General features: G+C 50.3%; 23 protein-coding genes and 2 tRNA genes. 20 read left to right on the forward strand and 5 right to left on the reverse strand.

Going from position 1 to position 25,899, the window contains the following annotated elements; all coding sequences use genetic code 11:
* Positions 1-3: 3 nt before the first annotated feature.
* Positions 4-729, reverse strand: a complete 726-nt coding sequence (gene serB / locus AC9UEO_RS06060; protein WP_509531042.1) for a phosphoserine phosphatase SerB — start codon at positions 727-729, stop codon at positions 4-6.
* The gene (gene mfd, locus AC9UEO_RS06065; RefSeq protein ID WP_509531044.1) at positions 726-4,208 is read right to left on the reverse strand and encodes a transcription-repair coupling factor; all 3,483 of its coding nucleotides are present in this window, start codon (positions 4,206-4,208) and stop codon (positions 726-728) included. The genes serB and mfd overlap by 4 nt, the downstream gene beginning before the upstream one ends.
* Before the next feature lie 44 nt (positions 4,209-4,252).
* Between mfd and ispD the strand changes: the two genes are divergently transcribed.
* From ispD to AC9UEO_RS06080, 3 genes are all read left to right on the forward strand, one after another.
* Entirely contained in the window at positions 4,253-4,975 is a 723-nt protein-coding gene (ispD, locus tag AC9UEO_RS06070) for a 2-C-methyl-D-erythritol 4-phosphate cytidylyltransferase (protein ID WP_509531046.1), read from the forward strand.
* Between the two features lie 2 nt (positions 4,976-4,977).
* Positions 4,978-5,460: a 2-C-methyl-D-erythritol 2,4-cyclodiphosphate synthase gene (ispF, locus tag AC9UEO_RS06075; protein WP_509531257.1), complete on the forward strand. Its 483-nt coding sequence runs from the start codon at positions 4,978-4,980 to the stop codon at positions 5,458-5,460.
* A gap of 99 nt (positions 5,461-5,559) precedes the next feature.
* Positions 5,560-5,991: a 2,4'-dihydroxyacetophenone dioxygenase family protein gene (locus AC9UEO_RS06080; protein ID WP_509531048.1), complete on the forward strand. Its 432-nt coding sequence runs from the start codon at positions 5,560-5,562 to the stop codon at positions 5,989-5,991.
* A 30-nt stretch (positions 5,992-6,021) separates the two neighbouring features.
* Here the strand turns inward: AC9UEO_RS06080 and AC9UEO_RS06085 are convergent, their stop codons facing one another.
* Positions 6,022-6,435 carry a hypothetical protein gene (locus tag AC9UEO_RS06085; protein WP_509531050.1) on the reverse strand — a complete coding sequence of 138 codons (414 nt, stop codon included), beginning with the start codon at positions 6,433-6,435 and terminating at the stop codon, positions 6,022-6,024.
* Positions 6,436-6,559: 124 nt separating this feature from the next.
* Positions 6,560-7,342, reverse strand: a complete 783-nt coding sequence (locus AC9UEO_RS06090) for a 3-hydroxybutyrate dehydrogenase (RefSeq protein WP_509531052.1) — start codon at positions 7,340-7,342, stop codon at positions 6,560-6,562.
* Positions 7,343-7,406: 64 nt separating this feature from the next.
* On the opposite strand from AC9UEO_RS06090, the gene AC9UEO_RS06095 reads away from it, so the two are divergent.
* The 4 genes from AC9UEO_RS06095 to rimO all read left to right on the forward strand — a co-directional run bounded on the left by AC9UEO_RS06095 (position 7,407) and on the right by rimO (position 11,711).
* Positions 7,407-9,626, forward strand: coding sequence for a RelA/SpoT family protein (locus tag AC9UEO_RS06095; protein WP_509531054.1), 2,220 nt, complete (start codon positions 7,407-7,409; stop codon positions 9,624-9,626).
* Between the two features lie 36 nt (positions 9,627-9,662).
* Positions 9,663-9,739: transfer RNA gene (locus AC9UEO_RS06100), tRNA-Val, on the forward strand.
* Between the two features lie 74 nt (positions 9,740-9,813).
* Entirely contained in the window at positions 9,814-10,353 is a 540-nt protein-coding gene (phaR, locus tag AC9UEO_RS06105) for a polyhydroxyalkanoate synthesis repressor PhaR (RefSeq protein ID WP_509531056.1), read from the forward strand.
* On the forward strand, positions 10,353-11,711 hold the full coding sequence (gene rimO, locus AC9UEO_RS06110; protein ID WP_509531058.1) for a 30S ribosomal protein S12 methylthiotransferase RimO: 1,359 nt from the start codon (positions 10,353-10,355) through the stop codon (positions 11,709-11,711). Before phaR ends, rimO begins: the two co-directional genes overlap by 1 nt.
* Positions 11,712-11,771: 60 nt before the next feature.
* Here rimO and AC9UEO_RS06115 read toward each other — a convergent pair.
* Positions 11,772-11,856 (reverse strand) — tRNA-Leu (locus AC9UEO_RS06115).
* Between the two features lie 22 nt (positions 11,857-11,878).
* Here AC9UEO_RS06115 and rnr point away from each other — a divergent pair.
* From rnr to fabZ, 13 genes are all read left to right on the forward strand, one after another.
* On the forward strand, positions 11,879-14,149 hold the full coding sequence (gene rnr / locus AC9UEO_RS06120) for a ribonuclease R (RefSeq protein WP_509531259.1): 2,271 nt from the start codon (positions 11,879-11,881) through the stop codon (positions 14,147-14,149).
* A 21-nt stretch (positions 14,150-14,170) separates the two neighbouring features.
* On the forward strand, positions 14,171-14,923 hold the full coding sequence (locus AC9UEO_RS06125; protein ID WP_509531060.1) for an SDR family oxidoreductase: 753 nt from the start codon (positions 14,171-14,173) through the stop codon (positions 14,921-14,923).
* Between the two features lie 171 nt (positions 14,924-15,094).
* Positions 15,095-15,847 (forward strand): 30S ribosomal protein S2, encoded by a 753-nt coding sequence (gene rpsB, locus AC9UEO_RS06130; protein WP_509531062.1) that lies wholly within the window; start codon positions 15,095-15,097, stop codon positions 15,845-15,847.
* An 84-nt stretch (positions 15,848-15,931) separates the two neighbouring features.
* Entirely contained in the window at positions 15,932-16,825 is an 894-nt protein-coding gene (gene tsf / locus AC9UEO_RS06135) for a translation elongation factor Ts (protein WP_509531064.1), read from the forward strand.
* 76 nt (positions 16,826-16,901) lie between these two features.
* Entirely contained in the window at positions 16,902-17,624 is a 723-nt protein-coding gene (gene pyrH / locus AC9UEO_RS06140) for a UMP kinase (protein ID WP_509531066.1), read from the forward strand.
* 26 nt (positions 17,625-17,650) lie between these two features.
* Positions 17,651-18,211, forward strand: coding sequence for a ribosome recycling factor (gene frr, locus AC9UEO_RS06145; protein ID WP_509531068.1), 561 nt, complete (start codon positions 17,651-17,653; stop codon positions 18,209-18,211).
* Between the two features lie 13 nt (positions 18,212-18,224).
* The gene (locus AC9UEO_RS06150) at positions 18,225-19,058 is read left to right on the forward strand and encodes a phosphatidate cytidylyltransferase (protein ID WP_509531070.1); all 834 of its coding nucleotides are present in this window, start codon (positions 18,225-18,227) and stop codon (positions 19,056-19,058) included.
* Positions 19,055-20,251 carry a 1-deoxy-D-xylulose-5-phosphate reductoisomerase gene (gene dxr, locus AC9UEO_RS06155; protein ID WP_509531072.1) on the forward strand — a complete coding sequence of 399 codons (1,197 nt, stop codon included), beginning with the start codon at positions 19,055-19,057 and terminating at the stop codon, positions 20,249-20,251. The genes AC9UEO_RS06150 and dxr overlap by 4 nt, the downstream gene beginning before the upstream one ends.
* 9 nt (positions 20,252-20,260) lie before the next feature.
* The gene (rseP, locus tag AC9UEO_RS06160; RefSeq protein ID WP_509531074.1) at positions 20,261-21,622 is read left to right on the forward strand and encodes an RIP metalloprotease RseP; all 1,362 of its coding nucleotides are present in this window, start codon (positions 20,261-20,263) and stop codon (positions 21,620-21,622) included.
* A 35-nt stretch (positions 21,623-21,657) separates the two neighbouring features.
* Complete coding sequence (gene bamA, locus AC9UEO_RS06165) at positions 21,658-23,961, forward strand: outer membrane protein assembly factor BamA (protein WP_509531261.1); 2,304 nt, start codon at positions 21,658-21,660, stop codon at positions 23,959-23,961.
* Positions 23,962-24,005: 44 nt separating this feature from the next.
* Positions 24,006-24,467 (forward strand): OmpH/Skp family outer membrane protein, encoded by a 462-nt coding sequence (locus AC9UEO_RS06170; RefSeq protein WP_509531263.1) that lies wholly within the window; start codon positions 24,006-24,008, stop codon positions 24,465-24,467.
* A 13-nt stretch (positions 24,468-24,480) separates the two neighbouring features.
* Positions 24,481-25,455 (forward strand): UDP-3-O-(3-hydroxymyristoyl)glucosamine N-acyltransferase, encoded by a 975-nt coding sequence (gene lpxD / locus AC9UEO_RS06175; RefSeq protein ID WP_509531265.1) that lies wholly within the window; start codon positions 24,481-24,483, stop codon positions 25,453-25,455.
* 3 nt (positions 25,456-25,458) lie between these two features.
* Positions 25,459-25,896 (forward strand): 3-hydroxyacyl-ACP dehydratase FabZ, encoded by a 438-nt coding sequence (fabZ, locus tag AC9UEO_RS06180; RefSeq protein ID WP_509531076.1) that lies wholly within the window; start codon positions 25,459-25,461, stop codon positions 25,894-25,896.
* Positions 25,897-25,899: the final 3 nt, after the last annotated feature.

A 25,899-nucleotide genomic window follows, 5' to 3' on the forward strand; every position in this document is an offset into this window, starting at 1 on the left:
AAATTAGACGAACAATTCCAGTAAGCGGTCCAAACCACCATGGTCAATTGCGACATGGGCGGCCTCGCGTACGCGGGGCTTGGCGTGGTAGGCCACCGACAGACCCGCCACCGACATCATGGGCAGGTCGTTCGCGCCGTCCCCCATCGCTATGGCTTGTTGGGGCGAAATACCTAAATCGTTGCAGGTGGCCAGCAACATGCGGCGTTTTTCTTCGCCATCACAGATATCGCCCCATGTTTGATCGACCATGCGGCCAGTGAGGCGCTCGTTTTCAATTTCAAATACATTGCTGCGGGTGAAATCAAGACGCAACAGATCCCGCACGCGGTCTGTGAAAAAGGTGAAGCCCCCACTGACCAGCAGGGTCTTGAGCCCCTCTTGTTGGCAGGCTTGCACCAAGGTTTGGGCGCCAGGGTTCAGGCGAAGCCTTTCGTCATAGACCTGCGTCAGGGCAGAGGCAGGCACACCGCGCAGCAAGGCCACGCGTTGGCGCAGGCTTTCTTTGTAATCGGCAATCTCGCCTCGCATCGCGGCTTCGGTGATGGCAGCGACCTCGACTTTGCGCCCCGCTGCGTCAGCCACCTCGTCGATGCACTCGATGTTGATGAGTGTGGAGTCCATGTCGAAGGCGATCAACTTGAAGTCATGCAGCCGTAACGGTAATGTGATGCCTTGAACCCAAAGGCTAGGGGAGTGTTCTGCTGCAGGCAAGGTAAGTGGACTCATGTGGCTACCGTTGTTTTGCCCTGAGGTACTACCGGCTCGCCCAAGGAGCGCAAGATATCCCTGACCATTTGCGCACGGTCTTTCACTTCGGGCAAGGCCCTTTCAATGCGCAGTTTGTCGTTGCCAGCGAGTTTGATGTGTTTGTTTTTTTGCACCAATTGAATGATGCGCATGCCGTCGATAGGCGCATGGGGTTTGAAGCTGATGAGGATGACGCCAGGGGCTGCATCCACTTTGGCCACGCCATAGGGTTTGGCCAAGACCCGCAGTCTGTGGGTATCGATCAGCGTTTGGGCTTGGGCGGGCAACTTGCCAAATCGGTCGACCAGTTCTTCAAGCAGTGCGTCGACTTGGTCTTGGTTCTTGGCGGTGGCCAGTTTTTTGTAGAAGGACAAACGCAGGTGCACATCGCCACAGTAGTCGTCGGGCAAGAGCGCAGGTGCGTGCAAATTAATTTCGGTGGTGGCTTGCAAGGGGCTGAGCAAGTCGGGCTCTTCACCGTTTTTCAGAGCGCGAACTGCTTCTGACAGCATTTCGTTGTAGAGCTGAAACCCCACTTCCAGCATATTGCCGCTTTGGTTTTCACCCAGTACCTCGCCTGCACCCCGTATTTCCAAATCGTGCATGGCCAAGTAAAAGCCCGAACCCAGTTCTTCCATTTGCTGTATCGCGTCCAGTCTTTGGGTGGCGTTTTTACTCAAGCCTTGCAAATCAGGCACCAGCAAATAGGCATAGGCTTGGTGATGGCTGCGACCGACACGGCCGCGCAATTGGTGTAACTGCGCGAGGCCAAATTTATCGGCACGGCTCATGAGAATGGTATTGGCGGTGGGTACATCGATACCTGTTTCGATGATGGTTGAACACAGCAAAATATTGAAGCGCTGCGCCACAAAGTCGCGCATGACTTTTTCCAACTCACGCTCGGGCATTTGCCCGTGGGCCACAGCGATGCGTGCTTCAGGAATCAATTCTTGCAAACGCTCTTTGCGGTTTTGGATGGTCTCGACTTCGTTGTGCAGAAAATAGCACTGGCCGCCCCGCTTCAATTCCCTCAACACCGCTTCGCGGATCACGCCGTTGTCTTCGGTTCGTACAAAGGTTTTGATGGCCAAGCGGCGTTGCGGTGCGGTGGCAATCACACTCAAATCGCGCAGCCCTTCCAAGGCCATGCCCAAGGTCCGAGGAATAGGTGTGGCCGTGAGGGTCAAGATATCCACCTCGGCTCGCATGGCTTTGATGGCTTCTTTGTGCCGCACACCGAAGCGGTGTTCTTCGTCGATGACCAACAGCCCCAGGTCCTTGAACTTGACGGTGTCACTGATGAGCTTGTGGGTGCCCACCACGATATCGATAGAGCCGTCTTCCAAGCCCAGCATGGCGGCTTTGATCTCCTTGGGCGAGCGAAAGCGGCTCATCTCGGCGATCTTGACTGGCCATTTGGCAAAGCGGTCGGTCAAGGTTTGGAAATGCTGTTCGGCTAGCAAGGTGGTGGGTGCCAATATCGCCACTTGCTTGCCACCCATCACCGCAATGAAGGCTGCACGTAAGGCCACCTCGGTTTTGCCAAACCCGACGTCACCGCAAATCAGACGGTCCATGGGGCGTGGGCTGATCATGTCTTGGATGACTGCATGGATGGCACCACGCTGGTCGGCGGTTTCTTCAAAACCAAAGTCGTTGGCAAATACCTCGTAGTCTTGCGGCGTGTAGCGAAACGGGTGGCCTTGCCGAGCAGCACGCCGCGCATAGATATTGAGTAACTCGGCTGCGGCGTCCCTGATTTGTTCAGCGGCACGTCGCTTGGCTTTGTCCCATTGGCCCGAACCCAAGCGGTGCAAGGGCGCTTCATCGGGGCTCACGCCGCTGTAGCGGCTGATCAGGTGCAACTGGCTGACCGGCACATACAAAGTAGCTTCATCGGCGTATTCCAAATGCAAAAACTCTTGCAGCAGAGGTTGACCTACATCGTCTACCCCTTGGCCCATGTCCATATTGACCAAGCCTCGGTAACGACCAATACCGTGAGCGCTGTGTACTACGGGGTCGCCTACTTGCAACTCTGACAAGTCTTTGATCAGCGACTCCACATCACTGACCGCTTCTTGTTTGCGTTTGCGCCTCGCGCTTGGGCTGGCAGAGAACAACTCGGTTTCGGTCACCAGATCGATGCCCAACGCCGTCCAAGCAAAGCCGGTGTGCAAACCGCTGGTGGCAATGCCAAACGGCTCGGCGCTTTGGATGAAATCAGCGAGCGAGTCAAAACTGGGAGGGCTCACGCCTGAGGCTCTTAAGAAATCCAGCAAACTTTCTCGGCGTCCGTCACTTTCAGCCAATACCAAAACACGTTGCGAGCTGTTGCCTTGGCGAGCTTGCAGTCTCGCCAAAGGCGTGTCCGAGCCGCGCTCAACAGTGACATCTGGTAGCGGCTGCGCCCAATCAACAACGGCTGAGGTGTCGCCTTTGCGAAGCGATAACTGTGCATGAAGGTTGACCCGCGTGAAAAACTGCTCGGTGTTCAAAAACAAGTGCGAGGGCGACAGCACGGGACGTTCAGGGTCGCCCTGCGCCAAGCGAAAGCGTTCCTGCGCATCTTGGGAAAAACTTTGTAATACCGGCTCAAGGTCGCCGTGCAAAACCACTACCGAGGCTTGACCCAAGTAGTCAAACACTGTGGCGGTTTCTTCAAAGAACAGGGGCAGGTAGTACTCAATACCCGCCGTGGCCACACCGTTGCCCATGTCTTTGTAAATGCGGCTGCGCGTGGGGTCGCCGTCGAGGAGTTCACGCCAACGGCTGCGAAACAAAGCCCGTGATGCCTCGTCCATGGGGAACTCTCGACCAGGCAGCAATCGAACCTCAGGTACAGGGTAGAGGCTGCGCTGGGTATCTGGGTCAAAGGTGCGTATCGAATCGATTTCGTTGTCAAACAAATCGACCCGATAGGGCACCAGCGAGCCCATGGGAAACAGGTCGATCAAGCCGCCACGTACCGTGTATTCACCGGGGCTCACCACTTGCGACACATGGCTGTAGCCTGCCATGGTCAGTTGTTGCTTGAGTTGGGCGTCATCTAACTTTTGCTTGACCTTGAAATGAAAGGTGTAGGCCGCCAAGAAGGACGCAGGCGCTAAGCGGTACAAGGCAGTGCTGGCGGGCATCAGCACAACATCAGCTTTGCCTTGAGAGATACGCCACAGCGTCGCCAAACGCTCGCTGATCAAATCCTGATGGGGTGAGAAGCCGTCATAGGGCAAGGTTTCCCAATCGGGAAACAACACGCATTGCAACTCGGGTTGGAAAAACTGCATTTCTTCCAGTAACCGCTGAGCATCAAAGGCCTCGGCACAGATGATGCTGACTCGTCTACCTTGGATTTTTTCCCTTTCAACCAAGGCTGCAAGAAGTGCTGCATCGGCAGAACCAGGGGGACGGGGGAGTGTGAAGCGCTGAACGCTGTGAAGGGCAGGCAATTGCATGGAAGTTAGAGATTCTAGAATGCCCCCATGATCGGTCCCCACCCATGAGCCAAGAGCATCCCCGCTTCCATGTGGTCATCCCTTGTGCTGGCACTGGCAGTCGCGCGGGTGTAGATATCCCCAAGCAGTACGCCTTGTTGGCTGGCATACCTATGGTGATGCATACCCTGAAAGCGTTTTCAGGCGTGGCGGGTCTAGGACACGCCTTGTTGGTGGTGTCACCGCAAGACACTTATATGTCTGAACTGTTGATCCAATACCCTCAACCTGCTTTTCAATGCGTCCCGCGCGGAGGCACCACCCGCGCCCAAAGTGTGTTGGGTGGTTTACGCTCTTTACAGGAACGAGGCAGCGACCCAATGGACTGGGTGCTGGTCCATGATGCGGCGCGTTGTTTGATCACGTCTCGGTTGATACAAGCCTTGTTGCAAGCTTGCGCCCAAGACCCCACAGGTGGCCTGTTGGCTTTGCCCCTGCCCGACACCTTGAAAGCTTCAGTGGGTGACCGCGTGTCGGCGACCTTGAGTCGCAGCGACAAATGGCTGGCCCAAACCCCGCAGATGTTTCGTTTAGGCGCTTTGACTCAGGCGCTTGAGCAGCCCACTGAAAACATCACAGACGAGGCCAGTGCCATGGAGGCAAAAGGGCATACGCCCTTGCTGGTCGAGGGGGCATCGTTCAATTTCAAAGTGACTTACCCGCAGGACTGGGCTTTGGCTGAAGCTGTTCTGAATGACCGTCAGCATCGTCCAGGAGTGTTGTCATGACCGTGCAATTTCGAATTGGCGAAGGCTGGGATACCCATGCTTTGGTGCCCGGCAGACGATTGGTCATTGGCGGTGTGGTCATCCCTTTTCATCTTGGGCTACTGGGACACTCGGACGCCGATGTGCTGCTCCATGCCATCACAGACGCATTGCTCGGTGCGGCGGCCTTGGGCGATATTGGCACCCATTTTTCCGACACTGACGAGCGCTGGCGTGGTGCAGATTCTTGGAAGTTGCTACAGGCCACGGGTGGGTTGGTACGAGCGGCGGGGTGGCAAATAAGCAATATAGACAGCACGGTGATTGCCCAAGCGCCTAAGTTGGCGCCATTCATTGGCGCCATGAGCGAGCGTATAGCTGCCGCTTTGCAGCTGGATTTGAAGCAAGTCAATATCAAAGCGAAAACTGCAGAAAAGCTGGGTCCTGTCGGTTCAGGACAGGCCATAGAGGCAAGGGCAGTGGCTTTGCTTCAGTCTCCCATCTAGGGTTAGTCTTGATTGCATCTGTTCTTAAACAGATCAGTATTGAATTGGCTGATTCAAAGCCAAACTGACATCCCTATGTAGAACACAGGAGACAGACGCATGAAATCTAAAATTGCCGAAGAGTATGTTCATATTCCAGATTTGAACTGGATACCCTTCCCACCGTCCCTTTCAGCGGGGGGCATTCGCTGGAAGTTGTTGCATGTTCAACCCGGTCATGGCGCTTGGACTGCCATTTTTGATTGCCCCAAGGGGTCTTCATTTGCACCGCATATTCATGCGGGACCCGGTGAGTATTTGCTCACCAAGGGTCGCATGGATGTGCGCGGAGGTAAAGCGAACGGGGGAGACACAGCAGTTGCACCCGGTTATGGCTTCGAATGCTCAGGCGCTAGGCATGATCAAACCTCTTTCCCTGAGGACAGCGAGTTCTATATGACCTTTTTGGGTCCCCTGACATTCATCAACCCAGATGGCTCACCTATTGCGGTGGTGGGTTGGGAAGAGGCACAAGGTGCTTGGAACGCATAGTCAGTCCCCCCAATAGCCTGCCCCTGAGCCCTAGGGGTGGGTTTGTTGAAAGGCCAATGACATGCGCACCCATTGCCTGACCATTCGCTTGTGCTCGGGCTGCAGTTGCAAATACTGCCTGAGCATTTCTGTGTCGCCCATGCCCATGCCATCGGTCAATTGGGTTTCTTGTACGGCGTGAACCACTCGTTGTGGACCAAACAGCAAATCTTGCGGGCTGATATTGAGCACTTCGCTCAGTGCTTTAAGTTTGTCTTGCTTGGGCATAGACACGCCAAACATCCAATTTCGAGCCGCATGGGCGGTGATGCCCTCGCCCCAATAACGTAAATTGAAAGAGTCGGCCAAGTGGGTGGCTGATGCTTTGAGCCCAGCGTCTTTCATGGCTTGACTCAAGCGGGCTGCAAAGGCTTCGTCCTCAGGGTTGTGCAGGTTTTTCTTCATGCCTGCAAAGATAAATCAGCACTGTGTGGCAGGCAATAGAGTGGTACTTAAATTCGGCGTAACTGAAAGTCGGCGACACCCACCTCATCCATTTGGATGATGTTTAAAAACACAGTGCAGTTGGCTATTGAGCAGCCCAACCCCCATCCATATTCCAAGCTGCGCCACGCACATTGTTGCCAGCTGCAGAGCATAAAAACAAAGCCAATTCGCCCAATTCTTCAGGGGTAGTGAACTGCATAGAAGGCTCTTTTTCACTCAAAAGCAAGCGTGTCGCTTCTTCGATGCTGACCCCCAGGGCCAATGCCTTGGCATCGACTTGTTGCTGCACCAAGGGGGTCAAAACCCAACCCGGACAGATGGCGTTACAGGTCACGCCAGTCGTGGCTGTCTCCAGCGCCGTGACCTTGGTCAGGCCCACGATACCGTGCTTGGCTGCAACATAAGCAGATTTGTTCGCCGAACCCACCAAACCGTGTACCGACGCAATATTGAGGATGCGCCCCCAGTTGGCTTGGCGCATAGCGGGCAGGGCCAAGCGGGTGGTGTGAAATGCGCTGCTCAGATTGATGGCGATGACGTCATCCCACTTCTGTGCGGGGAAATCTTCAAGGGCAGCTACATGCTGAATGCCGGCATTGTTGACCAACACATCGATTCGACCAAAACGCTCTGCAGCGAAATGCATCATCGCTTCAATCTCAGAGGCTATGCGCATATCTGCTGCGTGGAATGTGGCTTGAACACCCAAGGCGGCAACATCAGCAATAGCCTGCTCATGCGGTCCAAACCCGTTCAACACCACATTGGCGCCTGCTTTGGCCAAGGCCTTGGCCATTCCTAGGCCAATGCCACTGGTTGAACCTGTGACCAAGGCCGTCTTGCCAACTAAAAATCGCTCATTCATGCTTTTCCCAATCCATTACGATGACTGGTCTTATTCTGCACCAAGCTATTGAGTTTCTTCAACGATGAAAAGTACTGAGGTTTTAGAAGACTCGCCCCTAGGCGTGCAAGGACTGCTGTCTGTGGCAGGCGTCAACTTCGAGCCAAGTCAACAAACGTTAGAGCGTGCCAGAGCATTCGCAGAACCTTTTCTGTCTACGCAGCAGTTGGATAACGGTGAAAACTGCTTGGTACATGCAGATGCCTTGGCGGCGCTGGTCAAATCCTTGGGCGCATCCGACGATATGCAAGCAGCGTCCTACTTGGCCTTTGCGTGTGAGCATTTAAACAAGCCCCAAGAGTTGATTGAAAAGGCTTTTGGTGCCAGTCATTCAGCCTTGGCCATGGAGACCATGCGCTTGATGCAGTTGCAACGACAAGCTCGAACCCATGCTGCAAAAGATGCGCAAGGGCAGGTGCAAATTGAATTTGTCAGGCGAATGTTGCTGGCTTTTTCAAGAGACTTGCGGGTGGTTGTTCTGCGATTGGCTTCAAGGTTACAAACTTTGCGTTATTTGCACGCACATAAAAAAACCGGCTTTGACGATGTTGCAAAGGAATCTTTGCTGGTTTTTGCACCCTTGGCCAATCGCTTGGGCATTTGGCAAATTAAATGGGAGATGGAAGACTTGGCTTTTCGTCTGCTTGAACCCCTGACATACAAGCAAGTCGCAGGGTGGTTGGAGGACAAACGGGTCGAGCGAGAGGGCCAAGTAGCTCAGTTGCGTCAATCGCTGTCAGACCAATTGCTGGCACAAGGCATAAGTGCGCAAGTACAGGGTCGGCCAAAACACATTTACAGCATCATCAAAAAAATGCGCGCAAAGTCATTGGACTTCTCACAGATTCGTGATTTACGGGCACTCAGGGTGATCGTCAACTCTGTCGATGACTGTTACCGTGCTTTGTCGTTGGTCCATGCCCAGATGACACCGCTTGATAACGAGTTTGATGATTACATTGCCAAGCCAAAGTCGAATGGTTACCAATCCTTGCATACCGTGGTGAGTGAAGCCTCGGGTAAGGTGGTTGAAATCCAAATTCGCACGCAAGATATGCATGCGCATGCAGAGTTTGGTGTGGCCGCCCATTGGGCCTACAAAGAGGCAGGCACCAAAGGCTACTCAGGCGTACAAGTGTCTGATTACCAAGCTAAAAAAATAGCGGTCCTACGTCAGTTGCTGGCTTGGGAGCGTGATTTAAACCAAGCTGCAAATGCAGACCCGAAAGCAAGCGTGGTGGATGATGACGACAAAATTTATGTTCTGACCCCACAAGCTGCCATCGTTGAACTGCCTGTTCATGCCACACCTGTTGACTTTGCTTACAGTCTGCATACTGACTTAGGCCATCGCTGTAGAGGTGCGAAAGTTGACGGACTTATGGTGCCGCTTTCTACGTCTTTGCGTAATGGGCAAACGGTTGAGGTGATCGTTGCCAAAGAGGGGGGGCCTTCAAGAGACTGGCTTAACCAAGAGTTGGGTTTTTTAAGTTCGCAGCGTGCCAAAGCCAAGGTCAGAGCTTGGTTCAATGCGCAGGTGGCAAGCCAAACCATGGCGAAAGGGCGAGAGTTGGTTGAGCGCTTGTTGCAACGCGAAGGCAAAACCGCTTTGAAGCTGGATGAACTGGCTGTGCAATTGGGCTTTCCTGCCGCTGCCCAATTGTTTGAGGTCGTGGGCAAGGACGAGTTCTCGCTCAAAACCATTGAAACCTACTTGCGCCCGCCTGCCCCCGTGCTGGATGACGATCAGCGACTGCTGCGCAAAACCCAGCGCAGCAAAACCCATTCCACACATTCTGGCGTGTTGGTGGTGGGTGTTGACTCGTTAATGACCCAATTGGCCAAATGTTGCAGGCCCGCACCACCAGACGCATTGGGTGGCTTTGTTACTCGCGGCAAAGGGGTGAGCGTTCACCGCAGCAGTTGCAAAAATTTCATTCAGCTATCCATGACTGCGCCAGACCGCGTGATACCGGTCGCATGGGGTGCGAGCAGCGGCGCAGATGCGCTTTACCCAGTCGATATACAAATCGTTGCCAATGATCGACAAGGACTGTTGCGCGATATCTCCGAAGTGTTCGCCAAGGACAAGATCAATGTCATTGGTGTGCAAACCCAGTCCATCAAAGAAACAGCGTGGATGACTTTCACGGTGGAGGTGGGAGACGCTTCCAAATTGACCAAGGTGCTCACGGTCGTTAAGGATGTCGCGGGTGTGCGAACTGCAAGGCGACATCTTGGCTAAGTAGACTGCTGTTAGAATACTGTGGTTCGACAACGAAGGCGCGTAGCTCAGCTGGTTAGAGCACCACCTTGACATGGTGGGGGTCGTTGGTTCGAGTCCAATCGCGCCTACCAGTCTTTGCTTTGCCCTTTTACCTGCTCGACGTTTTGCAAAGACGCTTTTGCAAACCCCCAAACAGGACATTCTTTTGGCACGCAAATCTTCTTCCACTTCAAACTTCCCAGAAGCAGACCCTAAGGGGGAAGTTGCAACTCGGTTGATCAAAAAATACCCCAATAGGCGTCTGTACGACACCCAAACTTCAAGTTACATCACCTTGCAAGAGGTTAAAGCCTTTGTGGTCGCAGGTGAAATCTTCAAAGTCGTAGAAGCCAAAAGCAATGAAGACCTGACACGCAGTATCTTGTTGCAAATTATTTTGGAAGAAGAGTCAGGCGGTGTGCCAATGTTTTCCGAGGTCGCCTTGGCCAATATCATTCGCTTTTATGGCCATGCGATGCAAGGCTTTATGGGTAATTATTTAGAAAAAAATGTACAAACATTTATAGATTTGCAAATGCAAATGGCTGACCAAAGCAAACATCTTTCGCCAGAACTGTGGGCTCAAGTCATGACCACACAGTCTCCTTTGCTCAAAGGTTTGATGGGCAGTTACACAGAGCAATCTCAGCAAATGCTCACACAGATGCAAACACAAATGCTCACAGCCATGGGGCTCAAGCGTTGATGGCCACGCCCACTGTTGGCTTTGTCAGCTTGGGTTGTCCCAAGGCTTTGACTGACTCAGAACTCATTCTCACCCAGCTAAGCGCTGAGGGCTATCAAACCTCTAAAACCTTTGCTGGCGCTGACTTGGTCATCGTCAACACCTGCGGATTCATAGACGCCGCCGTTGAAGAAAGCCTCAATACCATTGGTGAAGCTTTGGCTGAGAATGGCAAAGTCATTGTCACGGGGTGCTTGGGTGCCAAAGCGCAGTCGGATGGACAAAACGTCGTCAAAGCCATGCATCCAAGCGTACTTGCTGTGACGGGCCCCCATGCTACGCAAGAAGTGATGGACGCGGTTCATGCCCATTTACCCAAGCCGCATGACCCCTTTATTGATCTTGTTCCAGCTGCCGGCATCAAACTCACACCCAAGCATTACGCTTATTTGAAGATCAGTGAAGGCTGCAACCATCGCTGTACTTTTTGCATCATTCCCTCCATGCGAGGAGATTTGGTTTCGCGCCCCATTGGGGATGTTTTGCGCGAAGCCCAAGCTTTGTTTGAAAGCGGCGTCAAAGAGTTGCTGGTTATTAGCCAAGACACCTCAGCCTATGGCGTTGATGTGCGCTATCAAATGGGTTTTCATGATGGACGGCCCGTCAAAACTCGAACCCTAGAGTTGGTTCAGGTATTGGCTGAATTGGCCGAGCCTTTTTCTGCATGGGTGCGCTTGCACTATGTCTATCCCTACCCCACGGTTGATCATCTGATCCCATTGATGGCGAGCGGACGTGTCCTGCCTTATTTGGATGTGCCTTTTCAACACAGCCACCCCGATGTACTCAAGCGTATGCAGCGTCCTGCCAGTGGAGAAAAAAATTTGGAGCGCTTGCAACTTTGGCGTGCTCAGTGTCCTCAGTTGGTGGTTCGCAGTACCTTTATCGCAGGCTTTCCTGGCGAAACAGAGTCTGAGTTCGAGCACTTGCTGCAGTTTTTAGAAGAAGCACAAATCGACCGTGCAGGCTGTTTTGCTTACAGCGCTGTAGAAGGAGCGACGGCCAATGCCTTGCCGGGCATGTTGCCATTAGAGGTTCGTGAAGAGCGTCGGGCAAGATTCATGCAGGTGGCAGAAAAAATATCTACTCAAAAACTGCAAAATCGAATCGGCTCTACCATGCAAGTCTTGGTTGACTCCTCTAAAGCCTTAGGCAAGCAAGGCGGTGTTGGGCGAACCTACTCTGATGCGCCAGAAATTGACGGCGTCGTTCATCTGCTGCCTCCCGAAAAGCTGAGTAAAAGTTATCGCACAGGGGATTTCATCAAGGTGCGCGTTCTGCAAACGCAAGGACATGATTTGATTGGTTTGCCAATCTAATGAGCTGTATGAAGTGGTCGTAAAAAAAGCCACTTCGGTGGCTTTGATGTTGGTTAACATTGGTGCCCAGGAAGGGACTCGAACCCCCACGATGTTACTCGCTAGTACCTGAAACTAGTGCGTCTACCAATTCCGCCACCTGGGCATTCAGGAAAGCAGAGGATTCTATCAAACAAAAATCAACTCCAAGCGCAGGACTTCTTGAAACCTTCGAGGGAACGGTAGAGGGTCACCGAGATGGTCATGGCTTCGTACAACGCGATGACGGTCAAATCGATGTGTATTTGCCGCCCAATGAAATGCGGGCTGTCATACACCGCGATCGAGTTATTGCAAGAGTAACCCGCTTGGATCGCAAAGGTCGCCCAGAAGCGCGTATTGTGGAAATCATTGATCGACCTCAGCAAGCCATCATTGGCCGACTTTTGCAAGAAAGTGGCATCTGGTTGGTCGCCCCTGAAGACCGGCGTTATGGGCAAGACATACTCGTACCCAAAGGGGCCACAGGAAATGCGCAGGCGGGTCAAGTGGTGGTGGTGGAGTTGACCGAGGCGCCTAGTTTGTTTGGGCAACCTGTTGGCCGCGTCAAAGAAGTGCTGGGCGAGATGGATGACCCCGGCATGGAGATTGAAATAGCGGTTCGCAAGTACAGTGTGCCCCACCAGTTTTCTTCTGCTTGTATTGCGCAAGCAACTGAATTACCTGCCAAGGTAAGAGCCAAAGACTTGGCTGGTCGTATCGATCTGCGTGACATTGCGCTTGTCACCATCGATGGCGAGGACGCAAGAGATTTTGACGATGCTGTTTATTGCGAACCCGCAACTTTTGGCAAACAAAAAGGCTGGCGTCTATTGGTAGCGATTGCAGATGTCGGCTATTACGTTGATACCGGTAGTCCTATCGATATAGATGCTTACGAACGTGCCACGAGTGTGTACTTTCCACGTCGTGTCATCCCCATGTTGCCGGAAAAATTATCCAACGGCTTGTGCTCTCTCAATCCTTTGGTCGATCGGCTTTGCATGGTCTGCGATATGCTGATTGATGAAGATGGACAAGTTTTTGCTTATCAGTTTTACCAAGCTGTGATGCACAGCCATGCGAGATTCACTTATACCGATGTAGCCGCTATTCTCTCCAACACAAGAGGTCCCCAAGCTGCAAAGTACAAAGACAGGGTTCAAGATCTGATTCACCTTCACGACGTCTATCGAAGCTTGCTAAAAGGCAGAGAGAAGCGGGGTGCTGTTGATTTTGAAACCACTGAAACCCAGATCATTTGTGATGACAGCGGTCGAATTGAAAAAATTGTGCCCAGAGTTCGCACGCAAGCGCATCGATTGATTGAAGAGGCAATGTTGGCAGCCAACGTATGCAGTGCTGACTTTATTTTGCAAGCCAAACACCCAGCGGTTTTTCGGGTGCATGAGGGCCCCACGCCTGAAAAACGGGAGACCCTGCGCAACTACCTCAAGGCCATGGGTGTGCCTGCCAGTTTGAGCGAAAACCCAAGCCCAGGTCAGTTCCAGGCCATTGCCCAAGCAAGTAAAGACAGGCCTGACGCACAGCAAATTCATTCCATGTTGTTGCGCTCTATGCAACAAGCCATTTACACCCCCCTCAACAGTGGCCACTTTGGATTGGCGTATCCGGCTTACACCCATTTCACCAGTCCTATTCGGCGCTATCCCGATTTGTTGGTTCACCGTGTTATTAAATCCATTTTGACGGGAAAGCGCTATCAGTTGCCCGGTTTGCCTTTGCCTGGAGAGGCGCATATTAAGTTGGCTAGGCGCTTAGCAGCCCAAGCTCGTTTGAAAGATAAACCTTCAACACCCTCACAGAAACCATCTGCTGAGCAACAAGCTTGGGAAGCTGCAGGATTACATTGCAGCGCCAATGAGCGACGTGCTGACGAGGCCAGCAGGGACGTTGAAGCTTGGCTCAAGTGTCAGTACATGCGCGAACACTTAGGCGAAGATTTCAGTGGAACTGTGTCTGGCGTCACAGGGTTTGGCGTTTTTGTGACTTTGGATGCCATGTATGTCGAGGGTTTGGTTCACATCACAGAGCTCGGTGGCGACTACTTCAAATTTGATGAAACCCGTCAGGAGTTACGCGGAGAGCGAACCGGCATTCGCTACAACGTTGGCGCACGTGTCAGGGTACAAGTCAGCCGTGTAGACCTGGATGGTCGAAAAATTGATTTTCGTTGGGTACAAGACGACGGCACTTCTGCAATGGACAAGACTGTGTGGGGTAAGAAATTGCCATCAGGCGGCGGCAATCCTTCTTCCAATGCCAAAATTGCAAAGGCAAAAGTTAGAAGTACCACAAGCAATTTCCACGCTGGCACAAAATCAGGGTCCCAAGGCATTAAGACCTCAGCAAAAAAAACCACAGCTAAAGTCCCCAAAAAATCTAAAAATCGCCACTGACATTTTCCAGGAGATTCAAACATGTCCCATTCCAAAATTGCAATCGTCACAGGCGCTGGCACAGGTGTTGGCAAAGCCGCCGCGCTGGCGTTACTCGCTGATGGTTGGCGCGTTGCTTTAATCGGTCGCCGATTACAGCTTTTAGAGGAGGTTGCTGCCGCTTCCCACTCCCAAGATTCATGCTTGCCATTGTCGGCAGATGTGGCTGATCCTGATGCTGTCAAAAATGCTTTTGCAAAAGTGATAAGCAAATGGGGGCGTGTAGATTTACTGTTCAACAACGCTGGTGTGAGTGCGCCTGGTGTGCCGCTTGAAGAGTTGAGCATTGAGCAATGGCGAAACGTGGTGGACATCAATCTCAATGGCATGTTTTTCTGCTTGCAACAAGCATTTATCGCAATGAAAGCGCAATCCCCACAAGGCGGCAGGATCATCAACAATGGCTCTATATCGGCATATGCACCTCGTCCCAACTCTATCGCCTACACGGCAACCAAGCATGCAGTAACCGGCTTGACGAAAACGGCAGCACTGGATGGGCGCAAATACGGTATTGCCGTCGGGCAAATCGATATTGGCAATGCTGCCACCGAAATGGCCGCCAAGATGGCTCTGGGCGTTCCACAAGCAAATGGTGACATCGCCAAAGAACCCTTGATGGATGTAAAGCATGTGGGCGAATCTGTTCTCTATATGGCCAATATGCCGCTTTCATCCAATGTGCTGTTTCATACAGTGATGGCAACCAATATGCCGTTTGTGGGCAGGGGCTGACAAAATCGAAAGCCAAACGCGGGCTTGTGCTAAAATTTCAGTTGCTCAAGATGTGCAAAACTCAGTTTGCAATCAGCAAATCCCAAACCAGTTCCCACAAGGTGTTGCCCAAATCTCTGTGATTTGTTGCGATAAAGAACTGGCTCAGACCTAACCTTTGGAGTGTTATCTATGTCTACTTCCATGCGCGAAATGCTAGAAGCTGGTGTTCATTTCGGACATCAAACCCGCTTTTGGAATCCCAAAATGGCCCCGTTCATTTTTGGCCATCGCAACAAAATCCACATCATCAACTTGGAAAAATCTTTGCCGATGTTCCAAGACGCGATCAAGTTCGCCAAACAATTGGCAGCTAACCGCGGCACCATTTTGATGGTTGGCACCAAGCGTCAAGCCCGCGAAATCATCTCTTCGGAAGCCAAGCGTGCTGGTGTGCCATTCGTTGATCAGCGCTGGTTGGGTGGAATGCTCACCAATTTCAAGACCGTGAAAACATCCATCAAGCGTTTGAAAGATATGAAAGTCCAGCAAGAAGTGGGTCTGGAAAGCATGTCTAAAAAAGAACAGCTCGTTTTCATGCGCGAGCTTGAAAAACTTGAAAAAGACATTGGCGGCATTCAAGACATGGCTACCTTGCCCGATGCGATTTTTGTGATCGACGTAGGTTTTCACAAAATTGCCATCGCAGAGGCTAAAAAATTGGGTATTCCCTTGATCGGGGTGGTTGACTCGAACCACTCGCCTGAAGGAATTGATTACATCATTCCTGGCAATGACGACTCTTCTAAGGCTGTAACCCTCTACGCTCGCGGTATCGCTGATGCTATTTTGGAAGGTCGTGCTAATGCAGTCAACGATGTGGTCAAAGCCGTCACTGAAGGCGCTGATGAGTTTGTGGAAGTGGAGAATTCTGCACAGGCTTAAGCGTCCTTTAGGAGTCATTTAAAAGGGGCTTAAGAGGCCCCTTTTTCACAGCAAATCCCCTCTATTGAATAAACAGGAGTATTTATGTCAGCAATCACAGCAAGCATGGTCGCCGAACTGCGAGCCAAAACGGATGCGCCCATGATGGAGTGCAAAAAAGCGTTGACGGAAGCAGTTGGCGATATGGTCAAAGCAGAAGAATTACTTCGAGTGAAGTTAGGCAGTAAAGCAAGTAAGGCTGCAGCTCGCGTAACTGCTGAGGGCGTAGTCAGCAGTTTCATCGAAGGCCATTCAGGCGCTTTGATCGAGGTCAATTGTGAAACCGACTTCGTGACCAAGAACGACAGTTTCTTGTCCTTGGCTCAGGCCGCTGCTAAGTTAGCCGCGCAACACCAGCCCGCCAATATCGATGCTTTGGGTGCGCTTTCTTATGAGCAAGATGGCTTTGGCCCAACACTAGAAGATGTCCGTCAAGGTTTGATTGGCAAGATCGGTGAAAACATGAGTTTTCGCCGTTTCAAATTATTCAGTGGAGAAACAGCCTTGACTTCCTATTTGCACGGCACGCGTATTGGCGTTCTGGTCGAATACGCAGGTGACGAGTCAGCTGCGCGTGATGTTGCCATGCATGTGGCCGCTATGAAGCCCGTTTCTCTGACCAGCGCTGACGTCCCTGCAGAATTGATTGAGCGTGAGCGCTCAGTTGCGACAGCCAAGGCTGCCGAGTCTGGTAAGCCTGCAGATATCGCAGCCAAAATGATTGAGGGCTCTGTTCAAAAGTACCTCAAGGAGGTGTCATTGTTTGATCAACCCTTTGTTAAAAATGACAAACAAACCGTCTCTCAAATGCTCCAGTCGGTCAAAACCACAGTCAAGTCATTCACACTTTATGTGGTTGGTGAGGGTATAGAGCGCAAAGTCGATGACTTTGCCGCTGAGGTGGCAGCCCAAGTAGCTGCTGCTAAACAATCTGCATAAACATCATAGGGGACGAAAGTCCCCTTTTTTTTGGCTTGAACTAACTCGTTAAACTCTCATCCCAACGGAGGCCTGAATGACATTAAAAAAACCAGCCTATAAGCGGATATTGCTGAAGTTGTCTGGCGAGGCTTTGATGGGGGATGATGCTTTTGGTATCAACCGTGCCACCATCGTTCGCATGGTTGAAGAGATTGCTGAAATTACCCGTCTCGGGGTAGAGGTGGCTGTTGTGATTGGTGGCGGCAATATTTTCAGAGGTGTTGCTGGTGGGTCTGTGGGCATGGACCGCGCTACGGCCGATTACATGGGTATGCTTGCAACAGTTATGAACGCTTTAGCACTTGCTGACACCATGAACAAGGCCGGCTTGACGGCGCGGGTCATGTCCGCCATAGGTATTGAGCAAGTGGTTGAACCCTATGTCCGTCCCAAAGCATTGCAATATTTGGAAGAGGGCAAGGTAGTGGTGTTTGCTGCTGGAACTGGTAACCCCTTTTTCACTACCGATACGGCCGCGGCACTAAGGGGTGCAGAAATTGGTGCCGAAATGGTACTAAAGGCAACCAAAGTGGATGGCGTTTATTCTGCTGACCCAAACAAGGACGCATCAGCGACTCGTTATGCCAAGATCAGTTTTGATCAGGCCATTCAAGGTAATCTCGGCATCATGGATGCCACTGCTTTTGCTTTATGTCGGGACCAAAAACTTCCCATCACGGTTTTTTCTATTTTCAAGCACGGCGCTCTCAAGCGCGTTGTCATGGGCGAAGACGAAGGCACACTGGTGTTTGCCTGAAGTCTGTCAATCTCAAAGAGGAAATGATGGATATTGCAGAGATCAAAAAAAATACAGAAACCAAAATGGACCAATCAATTGCTGCCTTCAGCAATACATTGTCCAAAATTCGTTCTGGACGTGCCAACCCAGGGCTGCTCGACCACGTGATGGTCGAGTACTACGGAAACCCAACGCCGTTATCCCAGGTGGCCAACATATCTTTGCTCGATTCACGCACCATCAGCGTCCAACCTTGGGAAAAAGGCCTGGGTCCCAAGATTGAAAAAGCCATTCGTGAAAGCGATTTAGGTCTTAACCCCGCCTCTATGGGCGATTTGATTCGTGTGCCTATGCCGCCAATGTCTGAAGAGCGACGCAAGGAAATGACCAAGTTGGTCCGCACTGAAGGGGAAAATGCCAAGGTGGCTATAAGGAATTTGCGCCGTGATGCAAATGAATCAGTTAAAAAACTGGTGAAAGATAAATCAGCCTCTGAAGATGATCAAAAGCGAGCAGAGGCGGACATACAAAAAGTAACCGATAAGCACATTGTCGACATAGACAAACTCATCGCTTCGAAAGAACAAGAAATCATGGCGGTTTAATCCATGCCAAGCCATGCTTAAGCAGCGAATCTCGACTGCATTGGTCTTGTTGGGAATTTTGATCCCAGCGCTTTTTCATCCAGACCTTTTCTGGATTGCTTTAGCTGGCATGGTTTTGGTAAGCGCTGCGGCTTGGGAGTGGGGGCGGCTTAATCAGCTAGGATTTTTCTCTTCTATGTGGATGGCGGTTCTGTGCATCATTTTTTGTTCTTTCGTTTGGTACTTTAATTTATTCAAATATTTTGATCGAGGCTTTTGGCTATTGCTGGGCGGCTTGTGGGTTCTGTTGGCAGGGTTCTTGTTGGCAGGTGGTGTACAGCGATGGTCCCGAATCCCATTTGTTATAAGGTGGGGTGTTGGTGTTCTTCTGTTGTGTTGTACTTGGTTAGCGCTGATGGCATCCAAAATTTTCAGCATTGATTTTTTGATGTCTGTGCTTTTGGTGGTTTGGATGGCCGATATTGCGGCTTATTTTTCTGGCAAAGCTTTGGGTAAACATAAATTAGCGCCTGACATCAGTCCGGGAAAAACATGGGAAGGTGTTGGTGGGGCAGTGGTTGGTGTTTTCTTACTGTCATATGTTTGGTTGAGTGCCACAGACTATTTTTCTTGGCAATCCAGCAGTATCTTTGACAGACTTTATGAGCATGGTTTCGTTGTGTTGGTATCGGGCTTGCTTTTTTTGGTCATGATGAGCGTAGCAGGTGATTTAATAGAATCATTGGTTAAACGCAGTGCGGGAGCCAAGGACAGCAGTCAGCTCTTACCAGGTCATGGCGGCATACTCGATCGTATAGATGCACTTTTACCAACGCTGCCTTTGGCAGTGATGTTGGCTTTGATATGAATGCTTTGAAACAAACACTGACTATTTTGGGCTCAACCGGCTCCATTGGCGTCAACACTTTGGATGTGGTTTCGCGCCACCCGACGCAATTTCAGATTTTTGCTTTAACTGGCGCTAAACAAGTCGATTTGATGCTTTCTCAGTGCGCCAGATTTCGACCAGTCTTCGCGGTCATGGTCAATGAAGATGCCGCTCGTGTTTTGCGTGAACGTTTGCTCGCTGAAAACTTGCCCACTACGGTGTTATCCGGCGCAAAAGCTTTGGATCAAGTAGCCAGTGATGAACGCGTCACCACCGTGATGGCTGCCATTGTTGGCGCAGCTGGTTTGTCTTCATGCATTTCTGCTGCCAAAGCAGGGAAACGATTGCTATTAGCTAACAAGGAGGCCTTGGTTGTTGGAGGCCAATTGTTTTTGGATGCTGTCAAAACAGGTGGGGCACATCTATTGCCTATTGACAGCGAGCATTCCGCTGTTTTTCAATCTTTGCCGCAAGACCCCAGTACTTGGGAGAGCAGTGTCGACAAAATTATTTTGACGGCGTCTGGTGGCCCTTTTCGACTACGCGACCCGATTACTTTGCGTGATGTCACCCCCGAAGAAGCTTGCGCTCACCCTAATTGGGTTATGGGCAGAAAAATTTCCGTGGACTCAGCAACTATGATGAACAAAGCCTTAGAGGTCATTGAGGCTAAATACTTATTTGGCATGTCGCCTAATCGCATAGATGTCGTTATTCATCCCCAAAGCATTGTTCATTCGATGGTGCAGTTTGTCGATGGCTCAGTCGTTGCGCAACTGGGCACTCCCGATATGCGTGTGCCCATTGCTTACGGTCTTTCTTGGCCGCAGCGAATGGCCTCTGGCGCAGACAATTTGAATTTTCGAAATTTGCCCGCCATGACCTTTGAGTCATTTGATGACCATGGACATCAGGCACGTTTTCCGGGTTTGAAACTGGCATGGGAGGCCTTGGAGGCAACTTCAGGCAGTACGACTGTGCTTAATGCTTCGAATGAAGTGGCTGTCGCTGCATTTTTAGACAAGCGAATCCGCTTCGATCAAATTCATCATTTGAATTTGGCTACGATGGAGTCGCTTATTCCATCTGCTGCGGTGGATTTGGAAGGTTTACTGGATTTAGATCAGCGATCCCGTTCTGTTGCGCAACAAATTGCGCTTAGATTGAATTAAAGAACCCACATGGGCATGACCTTACTGGCTTTTTTGGTCGCACTGACAACCGTCATTTTTGTCCATGAGTATGGCCATTACCGTGCAGCCTTATGGTTCAAGGTGCGGGTTTTGCGTTTCTCCATCGGGTTTGGTAAACCCATTTTGAGATGGCAGCGTGTTCAACCTGGTTTGGGCCTGCCCACTGAATTCACCATTTGCGCAGTCCCCTTGGGTGGCTTTATTAAAATGCTTGATGAGCGAGACCAAGAGGTGGCGTTCGAAGAGGCTCAAACGGCTTTCAACCGCCAGCCTTTGTTTGCACGAGCCTGCATTGTTGTGGCAGGGCCCATGGCTAATTTATTGCTCACGCTTTTTTTATATGCGTTTGTTCATTGGGTAGGCAGTCTGCAAGCTGTGGCCGTGATTGGCACGCCTGTGAAAGCTTCTGTCGCAGAGACTGCCGGCCTTCGCAGCGGCGATTTGGTTCAAAAATTCTCGGTGACTCCTCAAGAATGGGAGACTGTGCAAAGCTTGGACCACCTAAGAGGGATGGTCAATGATGCTTCGCATGCTCAACAGAGTTTCCAGTTAGAGGTCTTGTCATCTCAATCTCAGACAAATCGGATCGTGGATATTTCGCTTGTTGGATGGGATGTCGATGGTAAACATTCGCCAATGTCACTCATAGGAATTACAGGGGCCTTCACCAAGCCCGAAGTGGTGAGAGTTCTGCAAATGGGGCCTGCAGCCAAGGCGGGTTTGCTTGCAGGGGACTTGGTCTTGAAGGTGGATGGTCTAGTGGTCAGTGATTCTCAACATTTGATTCAACTCATTCGAGCTTGCACCGATGTTCAGCGTTGGGAAGTTCAGTCTAGTAGCGGAAAAGTTCGTTCGTTGACTATTCTCCCAGAGATAAGGGAAATAGATGGCAAAAAAGTCGCCAAAATTGATGCCGTGATCGGTGGGGAACCTGACATGGTGTGGGTGCAGCATGGCCCAATTTCAAGCTTGGGTATGGCATTCGATACGCTGTTGGCTCAATCGAATATGACCCTAGTTGCCGTTGGAAAATTGGTCACTACTTCCAGTGGATGGCAGCAGATGAGTGGGCCACTGACCATGGCCGAATATGCAGGTAAAACAGCGGAACAGGGCTGGCGCCCATTTGTGCAATTTTTAGCCTTGATCAGTCTAAGCATTGGGCTTTTAAACCTGCTTCCAGTGCCTATGTTGGACGGTGGACACCTGATGTATTATCTTTGGGAGCTTGTCATTGGGAGTCCCCCCTCCCAATTGTGGCTTGAGCGATTGCAAGTCATAGGTCTTTCCGTGGTGGCACTCATGATGTTCACGGCTTTGTTTAACGATGTTTTGCGCTGGTTGACTTGATGCCCATGAATTACCCCTCACATTTTTCTTCATTTATGAAATCAAATCCCTTTTCCACGGCCTACAAATTTCTGTATGTCTTGCTTTTATTCATTTGTTTTTTGCCGACAGCACACGCCCTTGAGCCATTTCAGATACAAGACATACGAATTGAAGGTTTGCAACGTACCGAGCCCGGTACTGTATTGGCCACAATTCCTTTTCGAGTTGGGGAAAATTACAGTGACGAGAAGGGCACTTTGGCCATTCGTAATTTGTTTGCGCTTGGCTTATTCAAAGACGTTCGCATCGAAGTTAATGCCGCAGTGGTGGTGGTGATTGTTGAGGAGCGCCCCATCATTGGTGCAGTTGATTTTGTGGGTATCAAAGAGTTTGACAAAGATACATTGCGTAAAGCGCTCAAGGACATAGGCTTAGCGGAGGGCCGACCCTACGATAAGGCGCTGACTGACAGGGCGGAACAAGAACTTAAGCGTCAATACATCAACAAGAGTTTGTATGGGGCTGAAGTTGTAACGACTGTGACACCCTCCGACCGCAATCGGGTCAATCTCAATTTCACCGTGGTTGAAGGCGATGTAGCCCGTATTAAGTCTTTACGTATTGTTGGCGCCAAGGCGTTTGAGGAGTCAACTTTGAAAGACCAGATGGACTTGTCAGAGCCCAACTACATGTCTTGGTATACCAAAGCAGATCGTTATTCGCAAGCCAAACTCAATGCTGACTTGGAAAACATAAAGTCTTACTACCTTTCTAGAGGCTACCTTGAATTTCGTGTGGACTCGACCCAAGTCGCCATATCTGCAAACAAGCAAGACATCAGTATCACTATCAACGTCACTGAAGGAAACAGCTTTGTCGTTTCGCGCATTATGTTGGATGGCTATTACTTAGGGCGTGACAGTGAATTTAAATCACTCATTTCAATCAAGCCTGGACAACCCTATAACAACGCAGATGTTGTGCAAACCACGAAGGCGTTCTCGGACTATTTCGGAAACTTCGGCTTTGCGTTTGCCCGCATAGAACCCCGTACTGAGATTGACAGAGCGACCAACCAAGTTCAAGTGGTTTTGCAAGCTGACCCTTCTCGCAGGGCCTATGTCCGCAGAATCAATATTTCAGGCAATGATCGAACCAAAGATGACATCATTCGTCGTGAATTCAGGCAAATGGAGTCTTCTTGGTATGACGGGGATCGTATCCGTATATCGCGTGACCGTGTAGATCGCTTGGGCTATTTCACTGAAGTCACTATTGATACTCAGGAGGTCCCCGGTTCTCCCGATCAGGTAGACATCAATTTGAAAGTTACTGAAAAGCCCACGGGTAGTCTGCAGTTGGGCGCAGGTTTTTCAAGTACAGAAAAGTTGTTTCTTTCTTTTGGTATCAGCCAAGATAATTTCTTTGGAACAGGAAATTCTTTAGGTATCAATGTCAATACCAGCAAGTACAACCGTCTTTTGAATATCAGCACCACAGACCCGTATTTCACAGAAGACGGGGTTTCCAGGTCTCTTAATGCTTACCACAAATCTAGTAAACCTTATTTAACTAACAGTGGCAACTATAGTATTGGAACCTCTGGCCTTGGTGTTGCCTTTGGGGTTCCATTTGCTGAAATCGACACGGTATTTGTAAGCGCCGCCTTTGAACAAACGACTATCAATACGGGCACCAATATTCCAACCGCCTTTGCAAGTTACATCAGAGAGTTTGGTACCACCAGCCAATCTATTCCTCTTGGCATTGGCTGGGCCCGAGACAGCCGCGACAGCTTACTAGCACCCAGTAAAGGGCGGTTAGTTAAGCTCAATGGTGAGGTTGGCGTTGGCGACACACGCTATTACAGAAACAACGCTCAATTTCAAGAATTTTTTCCCATAGGCAAAAAATACACCTTTGCTATCAATGCCGAGTTCGGTTATGGCGAGGGCTTGAGCGGGAAAAATTACCCTGTATTTAAAAACTACTTTGCAGGCGGCTTAGGCTCTGTGCGTGGCTTTCAGCAAGGTTCTCTAGGCCCCAAAGATTACGGATGCAGTACCAGTTCCTGGTGTCCAGTGGGTGGCTCCAAGAAGGTTTTGCTCAATACTGAGTTTTATGTCCCCTTTCCTGGGGTTGGTAATGACAGAACATTGCGCTTGTATTCTTTTATCGACGCAGGTAATGTTTTTGACAGCAGTATTGAACTAGATGAGCTGCGCACTTCTTTTGGTGTAGGACTCAGCTGGATTTCACCCGTTGGTCCATTAAGGTTCGCGATGGCCAAGCCCATCCGTAAATTTGATGGAGATAGAATGCAATCCTTTCAATTCCAAATTGGGACGTCGTTTTGATGAAACATCTCTACCTGCGTTATATATTGGCCAGCTCTGTGTTGATGGGCGCCATCCCCTTGTGGGCCGAAGACTTTAGGGTTGGATTCATCAATACTGACCGAATTTTTCGTGAAGCCAATACCGCCAAAGTCGCTCAAACCAAATTAGAGCAAGAGTTTTCAAAGCGCGAAAAAGAATTGGTAGATTTGGGTAATTCCTTGAAAACCAACTCCGAAAAACTCGAGCGCGATTTGCCTACATTGTCTGAAACACAGAGAAGTACAAAGCAACGTCAGCTTGCTGATCAGGATCGCGAATTTCAGCGAAAGCGCCGTGAATTCCAAGAAGACCTTAACGCAAGAAAAAATGAAGAACTGCAACTGGTTTTGGAAAAAGCCAATAAGGTTGTCAAGCAAGTAGCTGAAGCTGAAAAATACGACTTGATTTTGCAAGAAGCTGTTTATATCAATCCTAAACACGATATCACTGAAAAAGTGATTAAAGTCATCAATACCGGTAAGTGATGGCGTGGTTCGTCTGACATTAGGACAACTCGTTGACCAATTGGGCGGAGATTTGCAAGGGTCGCCCGATACCGAAATTACCGGTCTCGCAACATTGTCCTCAGCCGGTCAGCATGATTTGGCTTTCTTAAGTCATCCAAAATACAGGTCTCAGCTTTTAAGTTCCAAGGCTGCTTGTGTGATTGTTTCTCGCGCTATGGGGTCGGAGGCATTGAGTCGCGGGACAACCATCGAGACTGATGATGCCTACGCATATTGGGCACGCGTAACCAAGCTTTGGTCAAGCCTGCTCCCGGCGAGTGATGAACCCTTGATTCACCCCAGCGCATTTATTCACCCCCTTGCGAATATTGACCCAACTGCGCGTATTGGCCCGATGTGTGTCATCGAAGCCCATGCTGTCATTGGCAGGCGAACTTGGCTTAAATCCAGTGTTACGGTGTCCTATGGTTGCTCTATTGGTGAAGATTGCATTCTGCATCCTGGCGTCGTGATTGGTGCCGATGGTTTTGGTTTTGCGCCTGACAATGGTGCGTGGATAAAGATTGAGCAACTAGGATGCGTTCGCATCGGTAATTTTGTTGAGATAGGTGCAAATACGTGCATAGATCGTGGAGCATTGGGGGATACGCTGATAGAAGACGGAGTCAAACTGGATAATTTGATTCAAATTGGCCATAACGTTTCGGTAGGTGCGCATACAGCCATGGCCGGTTGCGTGGGAATTGCAGGCAGTGCCAAAATAGGTGCCCATTGCACTTTAGGTGGAGGTGCTATTGTTCTAGGTCATCTGCAACTGGTAGACCATGTTCATGTTTCTGCAGCATCGGTGGTTACGCGTTCCCTTTTGCAAGCTGGCACCTACAGTGGCGTTTTTCCTATCGATAACAACGAGTCTTGGCAAAAAAATGCCGCAACTTTGAGACAGTTACATTCTCTTAGAGATCGAATTAAGCAATTGGAGTCTGGACTCCCCTCAAGAGGTTAAATCATGGATATCCATCAAATATTAAAAATGCTACCCCATCGATATCCAATATTGTTGGTCGATAGAGTCTTAAGTTTGGACAAGGGAAAGTCGATCAAAGCATTAAAAAATGTCACGATCAATGAACCCTTTTTCAATGGTCATTTCCCTCATAGGCCGGTCATGCCAGGTGTTTTGATGCTTGAAGCGTTGGCTCAAGCGGCTGCATTATTGGCTTTTGACACGTTGAATATCGTTCCTGACGACAACACGGTTTATTACTTTGCAGGCATAGACAATGCGCGTTTTAAACGGCCAGTTGAACCAGGTGATGCTTTAACATTGTGCGTGGAATTAGATCGAATGAAAGCCGGCATCTTTAAATTCAAAGCAAAAGCTTGGGTGGGTGAGGCCTTGGCAGTTGAGGCTGATTTGATTTGCACAATGCGCACTATCGAATGAGGC

The sequence above is a fragment of the Limnohabitans sp. genome (assembly GCF_040401495.1).
Classification (GTDB): Bacteria; Pseudomonadota; Gammaproteobacteria; order Burkholderiales; family Burkholderiaceae_C; genus Limnohabitans.